This is a genomic window from Sphingobium sp. LF-16 (assembly GCF_003711185.1).
Lineage (GTDB): Bacteria > Pseudomonadota > Alphaproteobacteria > Sphingomonadales > Sphingomonadaceae > Sphingobium > Sphingobium yanoikuyae_A.
In genome coordinates this window covers 3,978,440-4,005,386 of record NZ_CP029335.1, presented here as the reverse complement: position 1 = coordinate 4,005,386, position 26,947 = coordinate 3,978,440, and the positions used below count along the sequence as shown (strand labels likewise).

Sequence of the window (26,947 nt, the reverse complement as noted above, 5' to 3'; positions counted from 1 at the left end):
GCCAGGATGGCTGCAACGATGAATGCGAAGACGAGGTAGAGCGCAAGGCGACTGGTGGCCTTGCGGGCAGGACGCTCCTTGTGATGGGGCATTATGATCCTTTCATGCTGATCTTCTCCCAACAACGCATGGCGGGGTTCATGGTGCCCGAAACGGATCATAGATCGGGCAGGGTCTGCGCAGCGAAGCCCCAGCCTTTGAGCTTCCCCGCGCGCTCCCTCAATATTTCGGCATCTCCAATGTCGTAGGGATGGGCGTCCTGCAAATCGTTCAATTCGTCCCAGTCGACCGGTATGGCTACAGGCGCGCCGGCGCGTGCGCGCGCCGAGTAGGGGAGGATGGCGGTGCTGCCGCGCTGATTGCGCAGCCAGTCGATGAATATGCGATCCTTGCGCTTGGCCTTGCTCATCGTGGCGACAAAGCGATCGGGTTCTGCCGCGCTCAAGGCCTGGGCGAAACGGGCGGCGAAATCCTTATGTGCGTCCCAGTCGTGGGTGGGGCTGAGGGGGACGACGACATGGACCCCCTTCCCTCCCGACAGCATGGCGAAGGAGATCAGACCGATGTCGCGCAGATGATCGCGAATATCCTTTGCCGCTTCACGCACCCGTGCAAAATCCATACCCTCGTCGGGATCAAGATCGAAGATCATGCGATCGGGCTTCTCGACGGCATCGGCACGGCTCGCCCAGCCATGAAATTCAATCGTACCCATCTGGACGCAAGCGATCAGGCCTTCGGCATCGTCGACATAGAGATAATCTTCCGAGCCGCCGTCTTTCTCGCGGATCGCAACATGGCGGACATGGTCGCCAAAGGCGCCGCTGTCATGTTTCTGGAAAAAGCATTTCTTCGCGCGGCCCTGGGGGCATCGCACAAGACTGATCGGCCGATTGGCGGCGAAAGGTAGCATCAGCGGGGCGATCCGCGCGTAATAATCGGCCAACTCCCCTTTGGTCTGCCCGCTCTCCGGGAAAATCACGCGCGCGCGATTGCTGATCCTGATGGCTGTGGCCGAAGGAGGCGTTGGGGCCGCTTTTTCGGGCTTGACCGTCTTTGCCAACTTGTCGCTTCGTAGCCCCAGAAAACTGCCATGTCGCACGAGACCCTCCCTTGTGAACTCGGCAAAACCGACTTCCGCAACGAGCTTGGGTTTGACCCATTGGACGCCGCGCGCTTGGGCGGCGGAAATGATGATCTGCGACGTGCCGGTCGCAATCGGACTCATGGCCTCGGCCAGGTCGGTCATTGTGGCGGCATCGAAACCAGTGCCGACCTTGCCCTTATAGACCAGTGCACCGCCTTCATGCTGCGCCAGTAGCAGGGAGGAGAAGGCACGCCCTTTTACCTTGCTACGGGTCCAGCCGACGATCACGAATTCCTGCCGACGAGTGCATTTGACCTTCACCCAGGCGCGTGTCCGTCCGCTGCGATAGGGCGCATCGACGCGCTTTGCGATAATGCCTTCCTGCCCGGCCTGACAAAGCGATCGGTAGAGCTTCTCGCCCGAGCCGATCAGGTGATCGGCAACGTGGATCGGTTGTTCTGCATCCGCCAATAAGGCTTCGAGCCGCTCCTTTCGCTCGATTGCGGGGAGAGACTTCAAATCCATGCCGTCAAGTGAAAGAAGATCAAAAGCGAAGAAATGGAACGGCGTGTCGGCTCGCTCCGCGCCATGGCCCCGTTTCAACACCGCCTGCAGCGCCGAAAAACTGGGATTGCCGTCAGCGTCAAAGGCGATGATCTCGCCGTCGATCAATGCAGGCGGGAGGTCGAGCGCTTTTATGGCTGCAGCCAAAGGACCAAATTTGTCCGTCCAGTCCAGGCCGCTGCGCGTATATATTTTTATCGCTTCGCCACTGACTGCAACGAGCGCGCGATATCCGTCATATTTGATCTCGTGCAGCCATTCGTTGCCGACCGGTACATGGTCGACCAAAGTTGCAAGCTGCGGCTTGATGAAGCGCGGCATAGCCTCCGTTCTGGCGATCGCCTTCACCTTCGTCCTGCCGATCTTTGCATTATGCGCGTTTGCCGCCTGCATCCTATCCGTGAATGTCTTGCCCCTTGCGCCTTTCAATGACTGCGTGCCGGCGATGTCCGCGGCGATTTGCGCCATCGAGCGGTCAGTCAGAACACTTGTCAGTGCGCGCTCGACCAGATCGCCATTCCGGCGGGCTTCGCCATCCTCAATCTTGCGGAGCAGCCAATTCTCGCGCTTTTCGCCCGCGCGCCCCTTCATCCGCACCAGCAGCCATTCCCCCTTCATCCGTTCGCCATGCAGGATGAAATGGAGATGGCCATCCTCTATATCCTTCGCGCTCTTTCCCGGGATCGGTTCCCACCAACCGCGGTCCCAGAGCATCACACTGCCGCCCCCATATTCGCCCTTGGGAATATTACCCTCGAAACTGCCATAGCTCAGAGGATGATCTTCGGTGCGGACAGCAAGCCGCTTGTCATCGGGATCCAGGCTCGGCCCCTTGGTGACGGCCCAGCTCTTGAGCACGCCATCGACTTCCAGCCGGAAGTCCCAGTGCAGCCTTGTGGCGGCATGTTTCTGGACAACGAAACTGTTACCGCCTTTCTTTGCCATCTTGCCTTCAGGCTCGCTGGTGCGATTGAAGTCCCGTTTGGCATTATAGGAGGCAAGGGGATTGATCCGGCTCATTCGCCCTGTCGCTCCTCGGACGCGAGCCAGCGCCGTTCCACAAATCCCAGCAGGCTGAGCATGAGGACCGCGACGAGAGTGGCACTGGCGACCAGGGGCCAGAGGGCAGCGCCGGAAGCGATTCCAATCATCGACGCCAGCCAGATATGGGCTGCCGTGGTCAGATTCTTGATCTCACCCTTGCTGAATATGATGAGGCCAGTCGCTATGATGCCCGAAAATGCGGCAGAAGCTTCGAAGACCCGCAGGGGATCTATATTTCCCTCGCCTTGCAACTGATTGTGCAGCGCGATTGCGCAGACAGTCATGAGGGCGCTGGTGAAGCAGATGAGGCCATGGGTGCGTAGCCCCGCTGCATGGCCGCGTATCTGTCGGTCGAGCCCCAAAAGCAGGCCGAGCAGAGCAGCAATGCTCAGGCGCAGCATGACCGGCCCGTCGATAAGGTGGAGCGGGGTATCGGGATTCAGCGTCATCACGCGCTTTTGCGCTTGGCTGCAGTCGCACGTCTATTGCCAGTGTCTGTCGCCGAACCGCTTTTCGACCTCTTCTTCGTCGCTGGGGTGCGAGCCGTTTCTCCTGCTGACTTCTTGAGCGCCGCCATCAGGTCGATGACATTGCCGCCCTTGCGCGCCGGCTCATCGTCCACCTCTTCTATTATCCGCTTCCCCTTGGCCTTTTTCTTCTTTTCGATCAGGCGATGGAGCGCATCGACATAGCGATCGCGAAACTCTTCCGGCTTGAAGGGCGCCGTTCGCTTGTCGATGATGCTGGTAGCAAGATCGAGCATGTCCTCATCCACCGTATCGGCAGGCAAACCTCGGAAATATGTCTGCGCCTTGGTTACCTCGTCGGCATAGCGCAGAACTTCCATGACCAGCCCCCGTCCACAGGGTTTGATCGATACCAGCTGTTCCCGTCCACGGACCGACAATTGGCCAAGTCCGACCTTCTTTGCCTTTCGCAGCGCATCCCGCAGCACGGCATAGGCCTCTTCTGCGAGGTCATCGGCGGGTACGACGAAATAGGGCTTCTCATAATAAAGAACGTCGATCGCATCGGCCTCGACGAACTGGACGAGGTCGAGGGTCTTGCGGCTCTCAATCTTGACCGCTTCGATTTCCTCCTGTTCGAGCAGCACATAATTGCCTTTTGAAAGCTCGAACCCCTTGAGGATCTCATCTCGGTCGACGGGCCCCACGCCGCTCACGACCTTTTCATAATGAATGGGTTTGCCGGTTGGCTCGTGAATCTGACGAAAGCTGACCGCCGCACCCGATTTGGTTGCGGGATAGACTTCGACCGGGATGGACACCAGTGCCAGCTTGATCTGGCCCTGCCAAAATGCGCGTGCAGCCATGTGCGACCTCCCCGATGAGAGCGTGCAATCGGCAAGTTGGTTCCGTGATAGCCTCCAACAGAAAGCCGACAGCACAGTTTCGCCATTCCCATGGGGTGGCAAGGCAAATCAATCATCTTCATGTTGCTACCATCTGGCACCGGCACCTGATCGGGGCGTGTCGCTGAACTTTCGTGCACGCGGAAGTTGCACAGCAGCGGCATCGCTCAGCCAATTCTCCCTCGATCCGCAGAACCCATTACGCGCCCAGGTGTTCTTTCCGCGAAGAAGGGATGGGCGCGTTCTGCTGATCCTGGCCCCTCAAGGAGATGACACATGCCGCTCAAGGCGCTGGCGCTTAACTGCACGCTCAAGGCGGACTCCCGCCAGGAGAGTTCGACCGACGCGATGATCGCCGTGTTGACGAGGGCCTTCAGCAAGAATGATGTGACGGTCAGCGAAACGGTCCGGGTTGCAGCCCTCGACATCAGGCCAGGCGTCAGCTCCAACGAAGGGGATGGCGATGCGTGGCCGGGACTGCGCGAGAAGATACTCGCTCATGACATTGTGATCTTCGGAGGACCGATCTGGATGGGGCAGATCAGCAGCACCGCCAAACGCGTCCTGGAAAGAATGGATGCCTTCCTCTCTGAAACCGACGATGAGGGTCGGATGCCGAGCTATGGGAAGGTCGCTGTCGCAGCAATCGTGGGTAATGAAGATGGCGCCCACTTCTGCTCCGCTCAGCTGTTCCAGGCTTTGAACGATGTGGGCTGGACGATCCCCGCTGTTGCGGCCTGCTATTGGGTCGGCGAAGCGATGGGGTCGGTCGATTTCAAGGATCTCGGCGAGACGCCGGAGGCGGTAATGAAGACGGCGGAAATGGTCGCCGGCAATGCCGCGCATCTCGCAAGCCTGCTTCAGTCCAGCCCTTATCCAGGCTGAACGCGATGGCCGGTCTGTCACGCCAAATCCGCGAGAATATCGTCCTCTACGGCGCGCTTTTCGCCAATGTCGGGATAGCGGTCGCCAAGTTCGCGGCGGCAGCGATCAGTGGCTCTTCTTCCATGCTGACCGAGGGTGTCCACTCGCTGGTCGATAGCGGAAATCAGGTTCTGCTGCTCTATGGTCAGGCAAAGGCGAGACGTCCCGCCGACGCCACCCATCCCTTCGGCTATGGCCGCGAACTCTATTTCTGGGCCTTCGTCGTCGCGATCCTGATCTTTGCCGTCGGCGCGGGCGTTTCGATCTACGAGGGCTGGTTGCACATCGCCGAACCTGAGCCCTTGCGTGATCCGACGATCAATTATGTGGTGCTGGGTGTCGCTGTGCTGCTTGAAGGAACAAGCTGGTTCATTGCGGTGCGCGAATTCAACGGCAAGCGCGGTGCCAGCAGTTGGTGGCAATCGATCCGCCGATCCAAGGATCCCGCCGGGTTCATTGTCCTGTTCGAGGACAGCGCTGCGCTGATCGGCCTCGCCATTGCAGGCATCGGCGTCTGGGCCAGCCACTATTTCGCAAATCCACGGATTGACGGTTTTGCATCGATTGCCATTGGTCTCATTCTGGCTGGCGTCGCTATTCTGCTTGCGCGCGAAGCCAAGGGCCTGTTGATCGGCGAAAGCGCCGACCCGGCGATCATTTCGGTTCTATGGACCATTCTCGCCAAGCGGTCGCAGATTAGTGCGGTCAATCATGTCCGTACGATCCATACCGCGCCTGATGCCGTTTTCGTAGCGATCAGTGCTGATTTCGTCGACGATCTGCCGATGGGAGATGCAGAGCGTCTGATCGAGGATATTGAACGCGAAATGAAGGCTTGCGTCCCCGATCTGACGTCCATTTACATCCGGCCGGAAAAGCAGTCGGATGCTGTGCGACAAACACCGCCGGCCTAATTTCCTTCCTCGCGTCCAACAGGCGGGATGAAGCTCACCTGTGCCAACCGCCACGCCCTGTCCTCACCCTCCGGCCAATAATGGCGCGGGTGACGGCATTCGCCCGGTGGATGCGTGTCATGCACTTCGGCGCGAATAAGGCGGCCGGTTTCCCGCAGCCGTATCGTGGCACCGGGAAATTCAGCGCTGAGGCGATCACACAGGCTTTGCGCATCATCCGAAAGATCAGTGCTGGAAAGCGCTCTTGGCGCACCATCGACCAGTTCTGCCGTGGAAGAGCGCAACGCCTTGATACCGTCATTAAGGACATCGAGCGAAATGATTGCTGCTGCCAACGCGTCAGCCCACCACCAGCCAAGCCCCAGCCCAATGACACCGGCGAGCCCCGCCGCCCCGGTCAGCCAATTGGCCTTGTTCATGAGTGCGTCGGTATGCAGCAGCTTGTCGTTGAGAGCCTGCGCCAGCGGAAGCTCCTTCCGGCCGATGAAGAGCGGCGGGATGAGGGAGTAGATCTGGGCGGCGATCATCAGCCATCCCAACCAGATATCATGCCCCAGAATGACGATCGATCCGACGGTCGCGTGCTCCTGCGAGCCCAGCGCCATCATCGCATTGTAGAGGAGCAGCGCGCCGACGGCAGTCAGTGCAACAGCCGCCACAAAGAAACCAAGGCCGTTGACCCGCTCGAAACCGAAAGGAAAGCGGCGCGATCGATGGGCGCGACGCTCCATATGCGCGGCGATCAGGAACATGACAGGCGGAACCAGGCCCAGCGTGTCCTCTATCCACGCGGTCTTCATCGTCTGGCTCTGACCAAGCACTAGGCCCATCGTCACGATGATGGTTAGAGTCCAGAAGATGTTCCAATATTCCAGGCGCACCGCCCGCGCCATCGTCTCGCGCAGTTCATCGGGAAGACTTGTATCGCTCATTTGTCGCGCGCCTCCTGCGAAATCGCGCGGCTCGCACGCTCGACTGTCATGATCCACCGGTTCTCGCCGTTGCGCATGGCCGCCTTGAGTTGCAGCGGCGCGTCTTTCGTTCCTGTCGTCGAGAGAGGCGGACCAAATGCCACATCCATTGCCCAGGGGCTCTCGGCCGAAAAACGTCCGATCACCAGGTCAAGCGTACCGTCGTCAAGCTGCTGGAAAAGTGCTTCGCCCGCGCCTGGCCGCCATTGTGCCTTCGCGCCGGTTCGCCGCTCGATTTCATGTACCAGCGTCCGGACTTGTGCGGCTTCGTGCACAGTGGGATCGGCGAGTGCGACCGTGAAGCTTCGTCGCTCAGCAATCCGCTTCGATGTGCCGGCCGGATCGCGAGGCAATATATCGCATGCGGCGAGGAGAGAAACGGCAAGGATTATCGCGCGCTTCATTGTTCGCGCGTCCTGTGATCGATGCGAATGTGGAGGCGGCAGGAATGAAATTCATTGCGAGCCCGGTCGACTGTGCCAGCCCGCCAGGCCTGGATCATCTGTGCAGTGAGAGTGGCATCGGGGATATTGTCGCCGCCACAGTCCTGCGCTTTCCTGGGCCGCGCCCTGAGCGAGCTTGCGTCGAGGGCCGCGGCTCCGCGCGTCGAAGCACAAACGAAGGCAATCGAAGAGCGATTGATGATTGGGGATGCTAACTGGGCGGTTTCCGTCCTGCCGCTGAATAAGGCTGCGCTTTGCGGGACCAAAGCATCGCGCGTCTGGGCATCTGCCTCTTTCATATGTCTCACCGCCTGGGATGATCCGGCTCGCCTACTCGGCACGAAGAGGCCACCATCACATTCTTCGGAATAGTTGCAGGCTGATAACGTCTGGTAGCGAAAAAGAGCCATCGCTCTGGCGTAGATGCTTCGCTGAAAAACGGCCGACCTCGTATAAGGGGCTTATCTCCATGGCATGATGGTGGAGGGCGATCATCTGCACCCTCGCAAAAGTTCATCGATATACTCGGCTACCGCCGTTGCGGCCGCGCGCAGCGGCTCGTCGATATGGATGTAGCGCTGCGTGACGCCGCGGGACGCGTGTCCCAGCAGTGCCGCAATCGTGAGTTCGGAGTAGCCAAGCCCGCCTGCGACACTTGCGAAAGTGTGGCGCAAGACATGCGGTGTCACGCCTTCGAGTCCTGCTCGATGGCAAATTCTATCCAAGACCCGCACTATGCCGATGAAGTGGCCTTCTCCCCAATCGGCTGGGAAGAAATATCGCGAACCCGAATCGGCCTGCGCCGAAAGAAGCTGGAGAGCAGGCTGACCTATCACGCGTCGTTGCGCCCCCGTTTTTGTCGTCCTGAAGTGAATCGCGCTCTCCTCATCAAGGAGCCAGTCGCGCTCAAGACTGAGTGCTTCGAGCCGACGAAAGCCAGTCAGCAACAGCAATCGGATCACGGCTATCCCGGTAGGATGCTCGTCATCTGCCTCAGCTTCTCTGAGCGCTATGCCGAGTTTCCTGATCTCAGCCTGAGAGAGCCACCTCATTTTGGGCGTGCTCGCAATTCTGCGAATGCCCCTCGCGGGATTTTTTTCGATTTCGCCAAGTCGCACGGCATGTTCGAAAATCGAGTGAAGCGTAGACATGCAGCGCGAGGCTACGCCTTCGCCGCCTTTGGTGGCTCCCCCCCGACTGCCCACCCTGGGCTTGGAGGTCGCACCAGCAGCGATGTCGGCTTGGGCGCCTTCGATATCACCGAGCTTCAATGTGGCAATTATTCTGTGGCCTAGCAACGGGCGGATGTGGGCATCGACACGACTTCGATCCATCGTCAGAGTGGATGCCTTGATCGGTTTGCGGCTTCTGCCGATGATTTTGCCGGCTGAGGCTCGCTCAAGGTACCAGTCACAAATCTGGTCTACAGTATAGCCCTGCCCGCTCGACCGGGCATCCTCGACAGGGTCTCGCCCATTGGCGACATCGCCGAGGATGATGCGAGCCTGCCGCCTGGCTTCCTCCACGGTCATCAACCCGAACCGACCGATCACCTTTCGACGGCTCTGTCCGTTCGGCAAACGGTACTGAACGACGAAACTTCGCCGGCTCTGGCCGATAGAAACACCGAAGCCACGCAGCTCGCTGTCCCATAGAAGATGATTCGAACCCTTGACCCCATCTTTCGAAGGTTTCTGAGCTTCGATGAGCGTTTTTGTGATTTTCGCCATGATTTCAGTCGCCTGCCAAATGACCCAAAAATCTGCTTACTTTTTCCGGATTTCGACCTGAATTTGCTTATTTTATAAGTCCTGGAGGTCAAATCCGAGCGTAGGGCAGGATAACACTGACGAATCCCGATCGCAAATAAACGGCAGAAATGCGTGCTTTTTGCTGTTTTAGGGTAAAATCGAAAAAGACAGAAAATACGCTTCGGGCGAATTGCCAAGGTTGGGGTCGAGGGTTCGAATCCCTTCGCCCGCTCCAGTATTCCCAGAAATCGATACGATAATCACCCTTCGGGGGCAGCAAGGCCGCGTTGTCACATGCGCTTTCCTGCTGCGGCCACGCGGCCCTGATCCGCCTGTGGCCCGCCCTGTCGCGTGGTCCAGGGCTGCCAATGGCGATAAGCCACCGGCCCCATTCCCAACGCCTTTGTCGCACAAATGAAAGAATGCGCTTCTAGGCGCGACGCATTCCGCAATTCCCCGTGCGGTCACGACCATCAGGGGCGATCGAGGTGATCTGGACACGGGACGATGGCCGCATGCTGGCCTATGCCTCCGGCAATTTCGGCAAGGCACTGGTTTTCAGCGGCGCGGATCTGACGATATTGTTCCTGCTGAGCGACGTGCTGAACCTTGGCGCGACGACGGCGGGATGGCTGATGCTCGCCGCGCTGTGCGGCGACCTGATCTTCGATCTGCTGGCGGCGCGGCTGACGATCCGCCTGCGGCATGTCGGCAAGGGCTATCGCTGGATGGTGGCGGTCGCAGCAACACCCTGCGCGATCGCCTTCGCCCTGCTCTATGCCATGCCCTTGCTTGGCGCCCGACAGCTATGGATGCTGGCCATGGCCTTGCTGATATTCCGGGGCGCCTATGCCATCATCGACGTGCCGCACAATGCGCTGATGGCGCAGGTGACCAGCGACAGCAGCGCGCGCGGCCGTGTTTCGGGCTATCGACTGCTGTTCAGTACGGCGAGCGCGCTGATTGTCGCGACCTTGTTGACGCCGCTGGTGCAAGATGCGGGCAATACCCGGTCCTTCGATCGGCTGGCGCTCACCGGCGCGGCGACGGGCGCCATCTTTGCCCTGACGATGATCCTGTGCGCATGGACCTGCGGCGGCGAGCCAAGCGGTGGTGCGGCCCGCACCGCCCGGCAAAGCGCAAGGCAGGACGGCATCGACATCCCGTTTCGCGACCCGATGGTCGTGGCACTGGCTCTTCTGGCCCTGCTCACCGGATTTGCCGCACCGGCATTCGGACGCTCCCTGCTCTATATCGGCAGCTATGTCGTCCGCCGCCCCGATCTTGTCGCGACCTTGCTGCTGGCCGTGACGATCGGCCAATTCGCAGGCGTGATCCTGTGGACCGCGATGACCAGACGTTTCAGCAAGAGCGCCCTGCTCGCCATGGGACATGGGGTCAGCATCATCGGGCTGGCGGGTTTCGCCGCCTGCCTGTCCTGGCCACCTGCCCTGGCCATCTGTGCGGCGGTGATCGGCGTCGGCCTCGCCAGCATGTTCATGCTGCCATGGGGGCTGCTGGCCGATGCCGTCGATGTGGTGGAATGGCGCCATGGCAGGCGCTTCGAGACGGGCCTGTTCGCCTTCTATCTCGTCGTGGTCAAGGCAAGCGGTGCCGCCTTCTCAAGTCTGACCGGCTGGACACTTGGCCTGCTGGGCTATGTGCCGGGGCAGGCACAGACTGCGGCAGTCCAGGCCGGCATGCTCGGCCTGGGACTGGGCGTTCCTGTCCTTGGCAGCCTTTGCGCGATCTTCCTGATGCGGCGCTTCGACCTTGGCCATGCCCGCCATGCCCGGCTGCTCGCAGCGCTGGCATGGCGGGAGGCACGCGATCAGTCGGGCGCCGATCCGGTTTCCGGGTTGAAGCGCGGGTTGGAGAAATCGAGCGGCGCGGGCACGACCCTGGCCGGCGGGCTGGCGCTTTCCGCCCAGGCGCGGCAGAGCATGTCGCGCAGCATGCCAGCGCCGGCAGCCGTCCGTTCATAGACGAGGGCGCGCACATCCTTGTCGGCGAAGTCGGCAAAGCCGTCCCGCTTTTCGAGCTGATAGACATATTCCATCCGATCGCCGGCCTGATCCAGGAAGGCGAGAATCGCGTCGAACATGTCGCCCTCGCGATGACCGGGCGCGCCGATGCGCGGCGCGATGTCGGCCACGGTCAGCTTCATGCCATCGACGAACTGGCTTTCGAAGCGGCCATGGATACTGCGATCGCGGGTGTAACCGCCGGGATTGTCGCCGCGCCAGCCGTCCGAATGGATCGAGTCATGCAGCGGCTGGGCGCCGTCACCGATATAATGGCCAAGGCGGATCGTCTGGAAGGCGCAATGCTGGGCCGGGACGGATATGTCGCCCCCTTCGGCCTGCGCCTTGCGGACATGGCGCATGCAGACGACGAGCCGGTCATAGGCCTCAATCGCGGCATAGGGCAAAGTGCCGGTCCAGCGGACATTGGTGCGCGCGGCGGTCGCCGGATCGCTGTCCTTGATCGTCTCATAGCGTTTGTAGAGCGCCAGGATGAATTCGTAGCGCGAGCGCGGGATCGGCTTCACGAAGCGGAACTGCTCGCGGAACCAGCCATGATTGGGGTCTTCCTCCATCTTGGAGAAATTCTCCGAATCCCCGCGCCAGCTGTCGGGCAGCGAGGCGGAGGCGGCGATATAGTCGGTATAGGCCTTGAGGAAGACGGGACCGTCCTGCGGGATGGCATCGAGCGCGGCGCGATCGATCACTTCATGGGCGGTGCCGCCCCAGGCCATGGCGGCGCCGGGGCTGAACGCCAGCGCACCGAGCGCCAGGGCCAAGGTCAGTTTACGTGTCATCATGCCTCCCTTCAGGGGTCGAGCGGATCGCGCGGATCGACCCGCGCGGACAGGCGCGACGGGCGAAACAGCAATTCGGTGGGGGTCAGGCGCGCGCCGATGGCACCGGGCTGATAGCCCAGTTCCTTGTCGTTGCGCTGCACGAACAGCGGATTTTCGATCATCGCGCTCTGCCCCGGATTGCAGACGATCAGCGTATCCTTGTCCAGCGGCGCCGCCATCGTCATCAGCAGGCGGGTGGCGTTGCGCAAATTGGTGGTGGTGTGCCGGGCATAGGGTTCGATGATGATGGCATCGGCGGGCACGCCATAGCGCTCGATCAGTGCCTGGCGCATCTCTTGCGCCTCGGCGAAGCGGGTCGCGCGCGGATGGGCACGGCCGCCGGTCAGGATCAGGAAAGGCGCATCACCATCGGCAAAGCGGTTGGCGGCGAGGCGCAGATGATATTTGCCGAAGGGGCTGACCGCCATGCCGTCGACTTCCGGGCCGACGCCGGTGACGATCAGCGCGCTGTAGCGATAGCGTTTCCAGTCGATATTTTTGGCCCGCGCCATGGCGGGGGCGTTGAGGCCGCCGGTTAGCGGCTCGAAGCCGATCGCGTCGGTGCGGTCGCTGACGTCGAGCAGCGCAAGGGCATAGTCGATGCTTGAATCCAGCGCCTGGGCCGATCCCTTGCGCGGCGTCTGCGCGATCCAGGCGGCGGCGCGCAGCCTGGCCTGACGCTCGCGGGGATCGATCGTGCCGGCGCCGTCGATATCGGGATAGGCGGGCACCTGCCCCAGCGCATAGCTGCGCAGGATGGCGTTGATCCCCTCCACCTCGCGGCGGATCTGCGCACCGGCACCATCGTCCGCGACCGGCACGTCACGCAGCGACAGCGCAGCCTGCACCATCAGGGCGATTTCGGTCGGGGTCCAGATATGGGCCTGTGCCACGCAATCGACATCGCCGGCACACGCCGTGCGGCGATCTTCGCGGGCATGGAGCAGCGCATCCATGTCCGGCCGGGCGCGGAAGGCGGCAAGGGCGGCCGGATCGTGTCCAAGGGCGTCCAGCACGGGAAAGAGGCGCCGCGACAGCGCCTCCGTCACGGCGTCGCGCGCCGCCCCGGCCAGAGCCGGGGCGGGCGTGATCGCCACCGCCGCCATCGTCATCAACGACGCCGCAACGCGGCCGAGGCGGCGGGCCATCACCAGGACTTGCTGATGACGAGGCGGAAGTTGCGGCCGAAGATCGGGCGACCATAGATCGCCTCGGCACTGCCCTGACCGCTCAGCGAGTCGGTGCGGGTATTGCCTTCGGTCAGGCCATGGGCGTTGAACAGATTGTCACCCACAATCTGTGCCTGCCAGCTGCCATGGCGCGCCGTGATGCCCGCGCCGATCGTACCATAGGCCGGCAGCGCGGTGTTGTTGTAGAGGTCGACATAGCGCTTGCCCATATAGGTGTAGCGCCCATAGACCGACACGTCGGTGTCGCCCGTCTGGAAGTCGAAGCTGGGACGGATATTGCCGTAGACCTTGGGCTGGCGGACGATCTGGTTGCCTTCGGCCTGTTCCGGATCGGCGCCGGTCGAGCTTTCGAAATTCTTGTATTTGGGATCGCTGATGGTGAGCGCACCATTGAGCGAGAACCAGTTGGTCAGCGCCAGCTTGCCGTCGAATTCGACGCCCTTCACCTGCGCCTCGCCGATGAAGGGCACGTTGACATCGTTCCGGCCCGTGGTCGGATCATAGGCCAGGAAGCTGGCGTTCAACGGATCGAAATTGGTGTAGAAGCCGGTGACGTAGAGATAGGAGCGGCCGAAGGCGAGCTTGAGGCCGGCCTCGAACTGATCGGCCTTGGTGGTGATGATGGTCGGGTTGATGCTCATCACCGTCTGGACGTTGGGCGGCGTTTCGAGGTGCGATGCGCGGCCATAGATGCCGACATGGCTGGAGAAGTCGTAATTGGCGCCGACCGTCCAGTTGGTGACGTTGGGCTTCAGTTTCTGGTTCAGGATCACGCCGGTGAAGGCGCGGGTGCTGTCGTCCGCCAGGGTGCTGGAGTCGCCCAGATTGGCCGCCTCGGTCAGCGCGGCCCAGCCCTTGTAGCTGTAGCGTTCGTGACGGATGCCGGCGTCGATGCGCAGGCCCGGCACGATTTCCCAGGTGTCGTTGGCGAAGACGGCGAACATCTTGGCGTCGCTGTCGCCCTGATTGAGGGTGGCGGCATAGTTGAGCACGCCATTGTCGGTGACGCGGCCGATTTCCGCGCCGGCGGCATTATAGGCGACCAGGTCCAGCGTGCGCGGCTTGCCGGCCACTTCGATCAGGTAATTCTGATAGAGGGTGCGGCTGTCCTCGCCATAGAAGCTGCCATAGAGGCCGAGCTTGAGGTCATGGGTGCCAAAGCCGGTCTCGAACTTCTTGGCGACCGACAGATTGGCCTGGGCCGAATAGAATTTCGAGTGGATGTCGCGATACTGGCCCTGCATCACCAGGCCCGACGCCGCATAGGGATCATAGACGGTGTTGGTGCCCGCCAGCGTATAGCCGAAATGGTCGACCGCACCGAAAGCCGTCGTGGCGCGGGCGAGATAGCCGGCGGCGAAGGCGTTGCCGTCGGCCGGGTTGGTGGTCGAGTAGAAGGCGCTGAAATCGAGCTTGCCCTGGGTATAGCCGGCCTTGGCCGAGACCAGCCAGCCGTCGAAATCGCCATCATATTGGGCGCCGAAATTGACCATCTGCATATGGCGGCCATCCGACAGGTCGCCGGTGCGGCTCTGGATCTGGCCGGTGCCGTCGCGATATTTGAGGTTCACATGGCGCAGCGCCGGCGAATTCATCGTGCCGTCGAAATAGTCGATATATTTGTCGAGCGAGACGCTGGGATCGCGCGGGTCGGAGATCGGGATCGGCAGATAGAAGACGTTGTGGTCGTTCACATAGTTGAGGTTCAGCTTGATCGAGCCATTGTCGAAATCATGCTTGATATTGGCGCGCAGCTGGCCGCCCTTGTCATTGGCGAAGCCATTGTCGCGATAACCGTCATGATAGCGGATGAAGCCGCCGATCGCATAATAGGTGTCGTTGCCGAGCGGGCCGGCCTGATAGGCGTCGAGGCGATAGAGGCCGGTGTCGCCGAGCGTGACCTGGGCCTTGCCGCGCGCTTCGTCGCTGCCGGTGACGGTGATCGCGTTGATGATCGCGCCCGAATAGCTGGCATAGACCGGGGCCGGGCCGCCGCGCACGACTTCCACATGGTCGGTCATCAGATCCTGCTTCAGGATCGCGTCGCCGCGGAAGAAGACGCCGTCATTCTCATGGAACAGCGGCAGGCCGTCCTGCTGAAAGCTGACGAAGCCGCCATCATTGGGCAGGCCGCGGATGCGGTAGATATTCTGCACTTCGCCGCCGGTGATTTCGGTCTGGAAGCCGGGCAGCTGGCCGATCAGGTCGGCGAAATTGACAGGCGCGATCTTCTCGACATCCTCGGCCGAGATGGTGTTGATCGCATAGGATACGTCGAAGCGGCGCTGGGCGCGAGTGGAGCCGGTCACGATGATGTCGTTGGGGCCGTTGCCGGCATCGGCAGCCGCTTCAGCGGCGGGCGCGGCGTCGGCGGCGGCCTGCGCCAGGGCAGGCGTGGTGATGGTGCAAAGCGCGGCAAGCGCCGTGCCGGAGGCAAGGAAAGTCTTGAGCATGATGCGTCCCCTCTGAATTGGTCGGGGCGCCTCTGGCCGTGCGATATGACATTTTTAATTATTGTTGTGAAAATAAATAAATCCCCATAACCGGTCGTCGCTTTCACCGATAGCGGGATCGATCATGCTATTTCCCACCCTGGACAAGGACCAGCGGCGCATCCTCCAGATGCTGCGCAAGTCGGGGCCACTGTCCCGTTCCGCGCTGGCATCCGCGCTGGAAATCAGCGGAACCGCCCTCACCCGCCTGTCGCGCGACCTGATCGGGCTCAATCTGGTGGAGGAAGTGCCTAGCGCGGAAGCACAGGGCCGCGGGCGCCCGGCCATTCCCCTGCGGCTGGCCGGCCATGGCGGCTATGCGGTCGGCGCGACGGCGCACAAGGGCTTCATCGACATCGCCCTGGTCGATTTCACCGGCGCCACCATCGCCACCCATCATGAGGCCGTCGCACCGATCGATCCCCAGGGTTTTGCCCGCAAGGTGCGGCGCATGACGCATGAACTGGTGGACCGGCACGGCCTGCTGGGACGCCGCATGCTGGGCCTGGGCGTGGCGGTGCCAGGACCATCCCTGTCGCCGGCCGGCGATCGGTGGAGCGTCGTCGACGTCCTGCCCAATTGGCGCGATGCGCCGCTGCGCGACATATTGTCCGCCGAAATGGGCTGGCCGCTGTGGATCGAGAATGACGCCAATGCCGCAGCGATCGCCGAATATTATCTGGGTGGCCTGCTGCGCGATTTCGGCACGATCGTCGTGCTGCTGCTGGGCTTCGGCATTGGCGCCGGCGTCATTGTCGACGGGCGCCTGATGCGCGGTCAATATGGCGTCGCGGGCGAGATTGGCTGCCTGTTTCCAGGGCATCTGCCGCGTCCCAGCCCGCTGGATCTGCTGGCGATGCTCCGCAGCAATGGTTGCGACCTATCCTCGGTCGCGGACATTGATTTCCATGCTGCCGACCAGGCACCGACGATCGACATCTGGCTGGACCGGGCGGCCGAGCAATTGCAGATGGTCAGCAACACGGCCTTCGCCTGGCTCGATCCAGGGGCGATCGTGCTGGCCGGCACCTTGCCATCGACCATCCTGCAGGGGCTGGCCGATCGCCTGCATCAGGCGGACCTCGTCACCACGGTCCATCATCGCCGCCCGCCGGTCAGAATATCGAACCTGCATGGATCGCCGATCACCTTCGGCGCGGCCCTGCTGCCGATCCATGCCCTGTCTGCCGAGACATAGGATCGGCGTCGCGCCGGTGATGAACGGCAATGCCGAAAACGGGCCACGACGCGGCTCCATGGCCATGAACCACAGCGTGCGCTGCCGCCGCTATGTCACCTCATTGCGCAGGCAGGGTGCCGGGCCGCAAATAGGGGAACATGTGGGCCACATAATCAACCTTGCCCAGGTCCACGCCCTGTGCCCGCAGGATCGCGTAGGCGGTCATGATGTGGAAGTAGAATTGCGGCAACGCCCAGTCGCGGACAAATTGGCCGGCGGTGAGGTCGAAGATCATGCCCTGCGGCAGTGCATGGGCGATCGGCGCAGCCGGATCGATGGACGGCGCATCCGCCGCAAGGCTTTCCACGATCGCAATCGTCTCGGCTATTCTTGCCTGCGCATCGGCGATCGATCCGGGATTCTCGCCCGCGTTGCGGCCTTCATCGAGCAACTGCCCGACCAGCGGCGGGAAGGCTTCGCCGCGCAACCGGTACATGCCCTCCTGCGCCTGGACGCAGGCGAAGCGGATCTGGGTCGACAGCGGGAACATATCCGGCGCCAGCCGCGCGCCCGGCAATGTTTCGGCCATGCCATCCTGCGTCCCGGCCTCGGCCTTGGCCAGCCAGGCCGACAAAGCGCCCAGCATCTGGACATAGGTGGGAGCAAGAATATCCGGCAGAATCATGATCTTCTCTCGTTCAGACTGATGAGCGACCCTAGCGCGGGTCGGGCCGCCTTGCGATGCCTGGCTCAGCGATCCGGCACGACCTGCATGTCGTAGACCACGACCTTCTGCCACAGATGCTCGCAGGATTTGACGAAGGCCTGATGGATTTCGTGGTCCTGATAGACTTTCTGGTCGACCGCATTGTCGAAGACCATCAGTTCCGACACGTCGAAGGAGGAATCGACCACATCGCGCTTTTCGGTGCTGGCGGGCACGCCGATCTGCAGGTCGCGGATCACGGGGATCGCGCGCAACGTGCGCAGGCCGGCGATCAACTGGTCGCGATCGGCCTGGTTGCCCGGCCGCTTCAGCCAGAAGAAGACATGATGAACCAGTTTCGCCTGAACCGGGGTCGCGGCCTGTGCGGAGGCCTGTGTCGAGGACAGGGCCATGCCTGCGCCGCCCAATGCCATCATCGCCGCCAATTCCCTTCTGCTCGTTTCCATGATGCTCTGTCCCCTCTCGCTGAAAGGGCGGCGATCCGCGCCACCCGGTGAAGCCCTAAGTGCTGGCCGGCGCGATCGATGCGCGCTGCACCAGTTGATGGTCGAATATCTCGTCGCTGACGCGCATCCCGCCCTTGCCGAGCGCGCCGATCAGGCATTGGGTGGCGCGAAAGGCCATGTCCTCGACCGGCTGGCGGATCACGGTCAGCGGCGGCCAGACGCGCGAGGCAAGGATGGTGTCGTCGAACCCGGTGACGCTCAGATCATGGGGCAGGGTCAGCCCCATCTGTCCGGCCTGGGCGATGACGCCCGCCGCCAGATCGTCGCTGCTGCACAGGATCGCGGTCGGCCGGTCGGGCCGGGCGAGCAGCGCCTGTGCCGCCGCCATGCCGGACGCATGGTCGAATGCGCTATGCTCGACGATCAGGCTATCGTCCACGCGCAGGCCGGCGTCCTGGAGGGCGGCGTAGAAGCCGTCGAGCCGGGCCGCGACCACGCTGTAATGATCGGGGCCGGCGACATAGGCGATGTGGCGATGGCCATCGGCGATGACACGCCGGGTCAACGCTTCCATCGCCGCCTGATTGTCGATCCGCACCGTCGATATGCCCGATAGCGGCGTGCCGGTGGCGATCGCGGCGAAGGGCACGCCGAGCGCCGGCAATATCGCCGATCCGCTCAACTGTTCGGCAAAGGGCGGGATCAGCAGCAGTGCGTCGGCGCCGCTGCGCACCAGTTCCTGGGCGATGCGTTCGGCCTCGTCCAGCGTCACGCCATCGCCGTCGCGCAGGATCAGTTGCAGCCCATTGGCATTGGTCGCGCGCAGCGATCCGACCAGCACGGCATCGAGAAAGGGCGTGCGCCGGTTGCTGTAGATGAGGCCCACCGTTGTCGCCCGCGCCTTGGCCAGGCGACGGGCGGCCAGATTGGGCACATAGCCCAGTTCCGCGATCGCCGCCTGCACCGTCGCGACCGTGGTCGCGCTGGCCCGGCCGGCGCCGTTGATGACGTTGGATACCGTCATCGCCGACACGCCGGCCCGTTCCGCCACGGCGCGGATCGTCACGCCATTTTCCCGCCGCCGGGCCATCAGAAGCTCATCCTCATGGCCCCTGATAGCCGGTTTTGCGGCGCAGCACAGCGTCGGGAGTGGGCCGCCCCTGTCAGACCCGGCCTGCCTTCATTTCCTTGACCGCATGGTCGACCGCGCGGGCAGTCAGCGCCATGAAGGTCAGCGACGGATTGACGCAGGAGATGGAGGCCATCTGCGCGCCGTCGGTGACGAACAGATTGCTGGCATCATGCGCCTGGCTCCACTGGTTGAGCACCGATGCGCGCGGATCGGCACCCATGCGCGCGCCGCCCATTTCGTGGATGGCATCGCCCGGCACATGTTCGCGAACCGAACTGGTGACGTTGGTCAGGCCCGCCGCACGCAGCATCTTTTCGCCCTGTTCGCGGGCATCGGCCATCATCCGCATCTCATTGTCGCGGAAGGTGACGTTGAACTGCATCAGCGGCATGCCGAACCGGTCGGTCTTGTCGGGGCTCAGCGCGACATAATTATCCTCATAGGGCAGGCATTCGCCAAAGGCACCCATCTGGAATTTCCAGCCGCCATATTTGCGCATGCCCTGCTTCATCGACGCGCCGAAGCCGACCGGCTTGGACGGCTCGCGATAGGCGCCACCCTGATAGCCATAGCCGCGCTTGAAGCCGACATCCTCGCTGTCGCCATTGTTGCGGAAGCGCGGGACATAGATGGCGCCGGGGCGCCGGCCATATTCGATGAACTCCTCCATGCCGGGGATGTCGCCCTTCACGCCGACGCGGAAGATATGGTCCATGACATAGCGGCCCAGCGTCCCGCTGCTGTCGAAATGGCTCTTGCCGCTGCCCGCCGGGCGCGAGTTCATCAGGATCTGGGTCGAGGCCAGGGCTGACGCGCACAGGAACACAAGCCGCGCGGTCACGGTTTCGGCCTGCCCGGTCTTGGCATCGACGAAGCGCACGCCGCTGACCTTCTTGGTCGCCGGATCATAATCGAGGTTGGTGACGACCGCGTCGGACCGCAAGGTCAGCCGCCCGGTCGCCCGCGCAGCCGGCAGGGTGACCGCCTGGGTCGAGAAATAGGCGCCGAAGGAGCAGCCATTGCCGCACTGGTTGCGCAGCTGGCATTTGGTGCGGTTCTGCTCGGGCTTGTCCTCGGTCATGTTGGAAAGGCGCGCATTGATCATCTTGCGGCCGGGGAATTGCGTTTCCAGCCGCTGCTTCATCCATTTTTCCGCGATGTTCATCGGCATCGGCGGCTGGAATTCGCTGTCGGGCAGATAGGCCAGATTCTCGCGCGATCCCGATACGCCGATATATTTTTCGACATAGCTGTACCAGGGGACCAGATCCTCATAGCGGATCGGCCAGTCACCGCCGATGCCCTCGCGCTTGTTCGCCTCGAAATCGGCCGGGCTCCAGCGGAAGCTCCAGCGGCCCCAGATCAGCGACTTGCCGCCGACCGCCGCGGGGCGGATCCAGTAGAATTTGCTGCCAGCGCCATAATCATAGGGGTTCAGGCGGTCATTATTGTAGAAGGCCTGATTGCTGGGCGCGACATAGCCATGCTGGGCGATGAAATAATCGCTCTGCTTGAGCGGGTCGGGCATGATGTTGCGGGCGGGCACCTCATAGGCGGGCTTGCCGTCATAGGTATAATCCTCGCCATGTTCGACCATATGGCCGCGGTCGAGCATCAGCACCCGCAGCCCCTTTTCCGTCAGTTCCTTGGCGGCCCAACCGCCGCTGATGCCCGAACCGATGACGATCGCATCGTACCTGTCTGTCGAAGCCATGATGTCCTCTCCTGGAGTTTTCTGTCTTGAGGCAGGCTAGTGGTCAGAAGCGCAGCGCGCGCAGCGTCTGGAAGCTCTTGGTGATGTCGGGAATATAGGGCGCGGGCGCCTGGTCATTCTCGACATAGAAATGCTGGACGCCGGCGATGGCGTTGAGCTTGAAGATCGCGGCGAAATCGACCGTGCCGCTGCCGACCGAGGTCATGCTGCGGTCCGCGCGCATATCCTTCACATGATAGGAATAGATGCGGCCGGCCAGGCTGCGGATCAGCGCCTGCGGATCCTGCCCGGCATAGATCGCCCAGTAGAGATCCAGTTCGATCTTCACCAATTCGGGGTCGCACGCCTTCACCAGCTGGTCGAACAGGCTGACGCCATCCGGCTTGGTGGTGAATTCGAAATCATGATTATGATAGGCAAAGCCCAGGCCCGCGGCCTTGAGCTGCGCACCGAAGCGGTTGATGTTGACCAGCGCGGCCTTCCACGCCTCCGCATTGCGATATTTGTCGACCATATAGGGCAGGACGACGGTGCCCGCGCCCAGCGTCTTCGCCATCGCCACGCTGGCGTCGAACTTGTCGAGCAGCGCGTCATAGCCGATGTGCAGCGACGGGCAGGTGAGGCCCAGCCGGTCCATCGTGCTGCGCAGCAGCTTGTGATCCATGGCGTCATAGCCGCCACCGCCAAATTCGACCTCGCGATAGCCGACCTTGGCAACCTTCTCCAAGGTGGCGACCGGATCGGCGGCGAACAGCTCGCGCACGGTGTAGAGTTGCAGGCCGATGCTTGCGATCTTGCCGGAGGCCCTGACGGCCTGCGCGGCGAAGGGGGAGGCGGCGAGGGCGGCCAGGCCGCCGGCGCCCAGCATCATGGAACGACGGTTGAGGTTCATGCGGAATAGACCTTGTTGACCTGGGAATAGGGGAAGGCGCCGTTATATTCGCCCGGCACCGGCAGATACTCGCGTTCCTGGGTGATCCCGATCTCGGACGTGTAATAGCCCACGATCACCATCTGCCGGAACGCCTCGAAAAACTCCTCGCCCTTGGGAATCTGGTCGTTCATCGCCAGGGTCAGCAGCGCGTCATGCTGCGCCGCCGATGCCTTGGTCGCGGGGATCTTGTAATCCTGCCAGCTGCGCGCATCGATTTCGGCAAGACCGGCGATGATCGGATCGCGATCCTCCGCCACCGACCAGTCGGCCAGCAATTTCTCGATATAGGCGGGGACGCCGGCCTCGATCGCGCCGGGCGTGTCGGTCGCCGGCAATATCCGTTCGCACAGCGCGGTCATCAGCGCCCGCTGATCGGGCGTGAACAGTTGCAGGCTGGGCGCGCCCTGGTCGATCACGCCAGCGGCCGGCATCACCCCGGCGGCGCGCGCCAGCGGCGCGAACAGCCCGGCGCCGAACATGGCGACCATGCCCGCCAGCGCATGTCTGCGGTCCATCATTGTCCTGCTCCCTTCAGATCCTGTGCGATGGCTTCGTCCGGCAGCGGCCGGACCCAGATGTTGCGGAAGGACACGGGGCTGTCATGATCCTGCAACTGGATCGGCGCCTTGTCCCCATGGGCCTGATATTGGGCGATCGACCGCCATTTGGTGGTGCCCAGCATCGCCTGATGATTCTGCACCAGCACGCCGTTCAGCAGGGCGGTGACATAGGCCGGCCGGACCAGGCTGCCATCGGCGGCAAAGCGCGGCCGTTCGAATATGATGTCATAGCTCTGCCATTCGCCCGGCTGGCGCGACGGGTTCACCAGCGGCGGCTTCCAGGCATAGACCGCGCCGACCGTGCCGTCGGCATAGGTCGGGTTCTGATAGCCATCCAGGATCTGCACTTCATAGCGCTGCATGAACCAGATGCCGCTATTGCCGCGATCCTGCGAGCTTTTGGTTGGCGGATTGGGCGAGCGGAATTCCAGATGCAACTGGACGTCGCCAAATTCCTGCTTGGAAATCAGATTGTTTTCGCCGCCGCTCTGGCTGCGGGGCGGGATGGTCATGATCCCCTTTTCCACAGTCCAGGGACCGCGCTCGCCGCGCCATGCGTCGAGCGACTTGCCGTCGAAGAGGATGGTTGCGTCGGACGGCGCGCCGCCGGGCTGTGCCGCCGGGGTGACGACGGTGGGGGCGGGGCGATCGGGATCATGGACGTGCCAGTTGCTACCGGGCAGGATCGGCGTATCCTTGAAACCCAGCTTGCCAGGCTTGTCTTGCGCCTGCGCCGCTGTGCCCACCAGCAGAGCCGTGGCCAGCGCGATACCCGTCCCTGCAAAGCCAGTCGGGATGATTTTCATCCTCGTCCTCCTCTCATCTTATATTTGGTCGATGGCGCGATAGGCGGCCACCAGCCGGTCCTCGCCCTCGCGTCCGGCCAGCGAATTGCCATGTTCCATGCCGATCACGCCGCCATAGTTGCGGCCCCGCAGCCAGCGCACGATATTGGCGTAGTTGATCTCGCCGGTGCTCGGTTCCTTGCGCCCCGGATTGTCGCCGAACTGGATATAGCCGACCTCCGCCCAGCAGGCCTCCAGCGTCGGGATCAGGTTCCCGGACTGGATCTGCTCATGATAGAGGTCCGCCAATATCTTGACGCCCGGACTGTTGGCGCCGCGCGCCACCGCATAGCCCTGGGCGATCGACTGCATATAGACGCCGGGATGGTTGGTCCGCGTATTGAGCGGCTCCATCACCAGCGTCAGGCCGTGCGGCGCGACGATGTCGCCGGCGCGGCGCATGCAATCGATGATGCGGCCGGTCTGGATATCCTGCGGCACCTTGCGGTCCATGAAGCCGGTGACGACGGTCGCATGTTTCGCGTTCAGCCGCTTGGCGACCTCCACCGATGTGCGGATATCGGCCAGGAAGGCTTCGCGTTCGGCATCGTCATTGCTGCCCAGCAGCGGGCGGAACTCCGCCCATTTGGGCATGCTGGCAACGAACACGCCCATGGTCATGCCGCGCTGCGCCAGCGCTCTGGCCATGGCTTCCTGCTGCTCGACCGGACGCTTGCGCGCTTCATTATCCTCCCAGGCGCGAAAGCCCTGGTCGGCGGCATAGGCGATCTGCTCCAGCAATCCGCCCCGGCTGGCAAAGCTGCCTTCATGCGGGGCGTAGCCGAGCGAGAAGCGGGCGGCATTGGAGGATCCCTTGCCGGCCGCAGCGGCGATGGCGGGGGTGGCGGCTGCGGCGACGCCGGCGGCGATCAGGTGTCTGCGCGACAGCTTCATGCCACGGCCTCCGCCCGGCGACCGGCGCGCCGGTCGGACAGCCAGATCAGCCCGAAGACGACCAGCAGGATCAGCGGCACGAAGGCGAGGCGGGCGAAGGATTGCGACGCCGCCGCATCCTCCACCGCACGCAGAGCCGGTCCGGTCAGGCGGGTGAAGGCTTCCGGCCCGCCGGCCAGTTCCACCTTGGCCTGGTCGAACATCTCGCCCAGCCGCGGCAGCACGAAGAAGCTGGCAAGCGCGCCGGCCGAGCCGACAAGCCCTAGCGCCCAGGCGTCACCGCGCGGATAACGTTCGGCCACCGACGCCAGCATCGTCGGCCACATCGCGCATACGCCCAGGCCCCAGACGGTGGAGGCGAGGATGGCGGAGGCGGGCGACTGCGCCTGCGACAGCATGAACAGGCCGATCGCGGCGAGCAGGCTGGACACCCAGAGCAGGCCGGGGTTGGACAGGCGGCCGGCGATCCGGCCGGCAAAATGGCGGAACACGAACATCAGCGCGCTGACATAGACCAGCAGCAAAATGCCGCGCATGCCGACCCGGTTGCTGAGCGCGACGTCGAGCCACTGGCCCGGCGCCAGTTCGGACGAGGCGGTCAGGAACATCGCACCGAACCAGATGAAGAAGCTGGGGCGGCGGACCACCTCCAGCATCATGTCCTTCATCGCCCGGCTGCCGGCGGTGGCGGGCGGCGCGGGGAAGCGGGTGGTGGAGGCGATCAATACGACGCCGATGGCCGGGATATAAGCCAGCGCCATGATCGCCTGCCAGGGAAGCGCCGAGGCGAGGAACACGCCGGCAAGGCCGCCGACGATCAGCCCGCCGGGATACCAGGCGTGCAGCACGTTGAGGCGATGGGTCGTATCCTCGAGATAGAGGCGGGCGGTCAGCGGATTGATCGACGCTTCGGCAAAGCCCCAGCCGATGCCCGACAGCAGCATGCCCAGCCATACGAGGTGATAGACGGTCATGCCGGTCGCCATGCTGCCCGCACCCACGATCAGCGTCGTGCCGATCAGGAAGGCGATACCGCAGCCGATCAGCACGCGGCGGATGCCGATCGTGTCGAGAAAGGCGCTGACGACGAAGACGGTGATGGAAAAGCCCAGGAAGGCCGATCCCAGCGCCGCGCCGATCATCTCGCCGGCCGCGATCGGGGCGATCGGGTCGATCCATTCCGCCTTCAGGCTGCTCGCCACCGCAGCGCGGAGCGATGCGCTCATCGAGGCGGTGAACAGCGCCAGGACGCTCAGCCAGAAAAGTCTGTGCCGGTTAATCGCCGTCATGTCGGCTCCTCTCCCTTTGGTCCCGCCGGCCTTCCGGTCGGGACATGTGTCGATCGTCGGTTGCGGCGTCAGCTGAGCCCCAGCCAGCGCCGGTTGTTGGCGGGATCACCGCCCCCTGCGAAATCGTCGAAGGCCCGTTCGGGCCGGCGGATCATGTGCGCCTCGATGAAGGGCGCGCCTTCGCGTGCGCCATCCTCGGGATGCTTCAGGCAGCATTCCCATTCCAGCACCGCCCAGCCATCATAGCCATATTGGGTCAAGCGCGAGAATATGCCGGTGAAGTCGACCTGGCCGTCGCCCAGCGAGCGGAAGCGGCCGGGCCGGTCGATCCAGTCGGCATAGCCGCCATAGACGCCCGCGCGACCGGTCGGGTTGAACTCCGCATCCTTGACGTGGAACATCCGGATGCGGTCATGATAGATGTCGATGAACTGCAGATAGTCCATCGCCTGCAGCACGAAATGGCTGGGATCATAGAGGATATTGGCGCGCTTGTGGCCGCCGACCGCATCCAGGAAGCGCTCGAAGGTCAGGCCGTCATGCAGATCCTCGCCCGGATGCAGTTCGTAGCAAAGGTCGATCCCCTGTTCCTCGAACGCGTCCAGGATCGGGCGCCAGCGCTTCCCCAGTTCGGCGAACGCCTCTTCCACCAGACCCGCCGGCCGCTGCGGCCAGGGATAGACGAAGGGCCAGGCCAGAGCGCCGGAGAAGGTCGCATGCGCCTTCAGCCCCAGTCGCCGGCTGGCCACCGCCGCCAGCTTCAGCTGCTCGACCGCCCAGGCCTGCCGCTCGGCCGGCTTGCCGCGCAGTTCGGCCGGCGCGAACGCGTCGAAGGCGGCATCATAGGCGGGGTGGACCGCGACCAACTGGCCCTGCAAATGGGTCGACAGTTCCGAAATCTCGACCCCGGCCTCGCGGCAGCGACCGATCAGATCGTCACAATAATCCTGGCTTTCCGCCGCCAGCTTGAGGTCCATGCAGCGCGGATCATTGCTGGGCACCTGAATGCCCTTGTAGCCCGCCTGCGCCATCCAGCGCGCGGCATTGTCCAGATTGTCAAACGGGGCGGCATCGCCCATGAACTGCGCCAAGAAGATGGCCGGGCCGCGCATCGCGCCCTTCGCCGCCGTCATTTCACGCTCTTGAGATAGGTGATGATCGCGGCGCGCTTGGCCGGATCGGGCGTGGAAATGGGCATGCGGCTGCCGGGCACCTTCTTGGTCGGCGCGGCGAGATATTCGTCCAGCGCCTTCTCGTCCCATTTCAGCTTCGATGCCTTGAGCGCGGGGGAATAGTTGAAGCCGGCCAGAGTGCCGGCGGTGCGGCCGACGACGCCGACCAGATTGGGGCCAAGGCCGCTCTTGCCGCCGGGCTGCACGCTGTGACAGGCGCGGCAGGCGTTGAAGGCCGGCGGCGCCGCTGGTGCGGTCTGCGCCTGGCTCGACATGGCGGGGATCATCACTGCGCCCGTTGCGAGCGCTACCAGGCCGAAGCCCATTACCCTTTGCACCCTCGACTCTCCGTCTTGTCTGTGGCTTTTATTTACCGGTAAACTGTTCCAATATGATCGGAAGATCAAGAGGCAGAATGAACGGTCTGTCGACTAATGGG

Annotated in this window: 23 protein-coding genes and 1 pseudogene; 4 read left to right on the top strand and 20 right to left on the bottom strand. The window is 63.0% G+C overall.

Annotated features, from left to right (window positions below; genetic code table 11):
- Positions 1-157 precede the first annotated feature (157 nt).
- From ligD to DIZ22_RS18795, 3 genes are read right to left on the bottom strand one after another with little or no spacing between them, the layout of a single operon-like run.
- Positions 158-2,671, bottom strand: a complete 2,514-nt coding sequence (gene ligD, locus DIZ22_RS18805; RefSeq protein WP_122928524.1) for a DNA ligase D — start codon at positions 2,669-2,671, stop codon at positions 158-160.
- Positions 2,668-3,144: an MgtC/SapB family protein gene (locus DIZ22_RS18800; protein ID WP_004209544.1), complete on the bottom strand. Its 477-nt coding sequence runs from the start codon at positions 3,142-3,144 to the stop codon at positions 2,668-2,670. Before DIZ22_RS18800 ends, ligD begins: the two co-directional genes overlap by 4 nt.
- Positions 3,144-4,028 (bottom strand): Ku protein, encoded by an 885-nt coding sequence (locus DIZ22_RS18795; protein ID WP_004209543.1) that lies wholly within the window; start codon positions 4,026-4,028, stop codon positions 3,144-3,146. The genes DIZ22_RS18800 and DIZ22_RS18795 overlap by 1 nt, the downstream gene beginning before the upstream one ends.
- A 315-nt stretch (positions 4,029-4,343) precedes the next feature.
- On the opposite strand from DIZ22_RS18795, the gene DIZ22_RS18790 reads away from it, so the two are divergent.
- Positions 4,344-4,952 carry an NAD(P)H-dependent oxidoreductase gene (locus DIZ22_RS18790; RefSeq protein WP_122928522.1) on the top strand — a complete coding sequence of 203 codons (609 nt, stop codon included), beginning with the start codon at positions 4,344-4,346 and terminating at the stop codon, positions 4,950-4,952.
- Positions 4,953-4,957: 5 nt separating this feature from the next.
- Complete coding sequence (locus DIZ22_RS18785; RefSeq protein ID WP_072894286.1) at positions 4,958-5,905, top strand: cation diffusion facilitator family transporter; 948 nt, start codon at positions 4,958-4,960, stop codon at positions 5,903-5,905.
- Here DIZ22_RS18785 and DIZ22_RS18780 read toward each other — a convergent pair.
- The 3 genes from DIZ22_RS18780 to DIZ22_RS18765 form a co-directional block, all read right to left on the bottom strand.
- Entirely contained in the window at positions 5,902-6,837 is a 936-nt protein-coding gene (locus tag DIZ22_RS18780; RefSeq protein ID WP_072894283.1) for a cation transporter, read from the bottom strand. The genes DIZ22_RS18785 and DIZ22_RS18780 overlap by 4 nt on opposite strands.
- Entirely contained in the window at positions 6,834-7,280 is a 447-nt protein-coding gene (locus DIZ22_RS18775; RefSeq protein WP_072894281.1) for a hypothetical protein, read from the bottom strand. Before DIZ22_RS18775 ends, DIZ22_RS18780 begins: the two co-directional genes overlap by 4 nt.
- A gap of 530 nt (positions 7,281-7,810) precedes the next feature.
- Complete coding sequence (locus DIZ22_RS18765) at positions 7,811-9,049, bottom strand: site-specific integrase (RefSeq protein ID WP_004209538.1); 1,239 nt, start codon at positions 9,047-9,049, stop codon at positions 7,811-7,813.
- Between the two features lie 536 nt (positions 9,050-9,585).
- Here DIZ22_RS18765 and DIZ22_RS18760 point away from each other — a divergent pair.
- Positions 9,586-10,833: pseudogene (locus DIZ22_RS18760) on the top strand (MFS transporter); the annotation flags it as partial.
- Positions 10,834-10,901: 68 nt separating this feature from the next.
- Here DIZ22_RS18760 and DIZ22_RS22450 read toward each other — a convergent pair.
- From DIZ22_RS22450 to DIZ22_RS18750, 3 genes are read right to left on the bottom strand one after another with little or no spacing between them, the layout of a single operon-like run.
- Positions 10,902-11,894, bottom strand: coding sequence for a nuclease (locus DIZ22_RS22450; protein ID WP_313040002.1), 993 nt, complete (start codon positions 11,892-11,894; stop codon positions 10,902-10,904).
- Between the two features lie 8 nt (positions 11,895-11,902).
- On the bottom strand, positions 11,903-13,081 hold the full coding sequence (locus tag DIZ22_RS18755) for a YdcF family protein (protein ID WP_122928519.1): 1,179 nt from the start codon (positions 13,079-13,081) through the stop codon (positions 11,903-11,905).
- Complete coding sequence (locus DIZ22_RS18750; RefSeq protein WP_017501016.1) at positions 13,081-15,576, bottom strand: TonB-dependent receptor; 2,496 nt, start codon at positions 15,574-15,576, stop codon at positions 13,081-13,083. The genes DIZ22_RS18755 and DIZ22_RS18750 overlap by 1 nt, the downstream gene beginning before the upstream one ends.
- Positions 15,577-15,700: 124 nt before the next feature.
- On the opposite strand from DIZ22_RS18750, the gene DIZ22_RS18745 reads away from it, so the two are divergent.
- Complete coding sequence (locus DIZ22_RS18745; protein WP_048936705.1) at positions 15,701-16,813, top strand: ROK family transcriptional regulator; 1,113 nt, start codon at positions 15,701-15,703, stop codon at positions 16,811-16,813.
- A gap of 100 nt (positions 16,814-16,913) precedes the next feature.
- On the opposite strand, the gene DIZ22_RS18740 is transcribed toward DIZ22_RS18745, so the two are convergent.
- From DIZ22_RS18740 to DIZ22_RS18690, 11 genes are all read right to left on the bottom strand, one after another.
- Complete coding sequence (locus DIZ22_RS18740; protein WP_048936706.1) at positions 16,914-17,480, bottom strand: DUF1993 domain-containing protein; 567 nt, start codon at positions 17,478-17,480, stop codon at positions 16,914-16,916.
- Between the two features lie 65 nt (positions 17,481-17,545).
- Positions 17,546-17,938, bottom strand: coding sequence for a Dabb family protein (locus DIZ22_RS18735; protein WP_048936707.1), 393 nt, complete (start codon positions 17,936-17,938; stop codon positions 17,546-17,548).
- Between the two features lie 85 nt (positions 17,939-18,023).
- Positions 18,024-19,058: a LacI family DNA-binding transcriptional regulator gene (locus DIZ22_RS18730; protein ID WP_048936708.1), complete on the bottom strand. Its 1,035-nt coding sequence runs from the start codon at positions 19,056-19,058 to the stop codon at positions 18,024-18,026.
- Between the two features lie 73 nt (positions 19,059-19,131).
- Complete coding sequence (locus tag DIZ22_RS18725; RefSeq protein ID WP_004209527.1) at positions 19,132-20,814, bottom strand: GMC family oxidoreductase; 1,683 nt, start codon at positions 20,812-20,814, stop codon at positions 19,132-19,134.
- Between the two features lie 43 nt (positions 20,815-20,857).
- Positions 20,858-21,706 carry a sugar phosphate isomerase/epimerase gene (locus DIZ22_RS18720; RefSeq protein ID WP_048936709.1) on the bottom strand — a complete coding sequence of 283 codons (849 nt, stop codon included), beginning with the start codon at positions 21,704-21,706 and terminating at the stop codon, positions 20,858-20,860.
- The gene (locus DIZ22_RS18715; RefSeq protein ID WP_004209525.1) at positions 21,703-22,266 is read right to left on the bottom strand and encodes a gluconate 2-dehydrogenase subunit 3 family protein; all 564 of its coding nucleotides are present in this window, start codon (positions 22,264-22,266) and stop codon (positions 21,703-21,705) included. The genes DIZ22_RS18720 and DIZ22_RS18715 overlap by 4 nt, the downstream gene beginning before the upstream one ends.
- Entirely contained in the window at positions 22,263-23,114 is an 852-nt protein-coding gene (locus DIZ22_RS18710) for a DUF1080 domain-containing protein (RefSeq protein ID WP_122928517.1), read from the bottom strand. The genes DIZ22_RS18715 and DIZ22_RS18710 overlap by 4 nt, the downstream gene beginning before the upstream one ends.
- An 18-nt stretch (positions 23,115-23,132) precedes the next feature.
- The gene (locus DIZ22_RS18705; RefSeq protein WP_122928514.1) at positions 23,133-24,047 is read right to left on the bottom strand and encodes a TIM barrel protein; all 915 of its coding nucleotides are present in this window, start codon (positions 24,045-24,047) and stop codon (positions 23,133-23,135) included.
- On the bottom strand, positions 24,044-25,336 hold the full coding sequence (locus tag DIZ22_RS18700) for an MFS transporter (protein ID WP_048936712.1): 1,293 nt from the start codon (positions 25,334-25,336) through the stop codon (positions 24,044-24,046). Before DIZ22_RS18700 ends, DIZ22_RS18705 begins: the two co-directional genes overlap by 4 nt.
- 68 nt (positions 25,337-25,404) lie before the next feature.
- Positions 25,405-26,469: a sugar phosphate isomerase/epimerase gene (locus DIZ22_RS18695; protein ID WP_017501007.1), complete on the bottom strand. Its 1,065-nt coding sequence runs from the start codon at positions 26,467-26,469 to the stop codon at positions 25,405-25,407.
- On the bottom strand, positions 26,466-26,834 hold the full coding sequence (locus DIZ22_RS18690; protein WP_026109143.1) for a c-type cytochrome: 369 nt from the start codon (positions 26,832-26,834) through the stop codon (positions 26,466-26,468). Before DIZ22_RS18690 ends, DIZ22_RS18695 begins: the two co-directional genes overlap by 4 nt.
- Between the last annotated feature and the right edge of the window lie 113 nt (positions 26,835-26,947).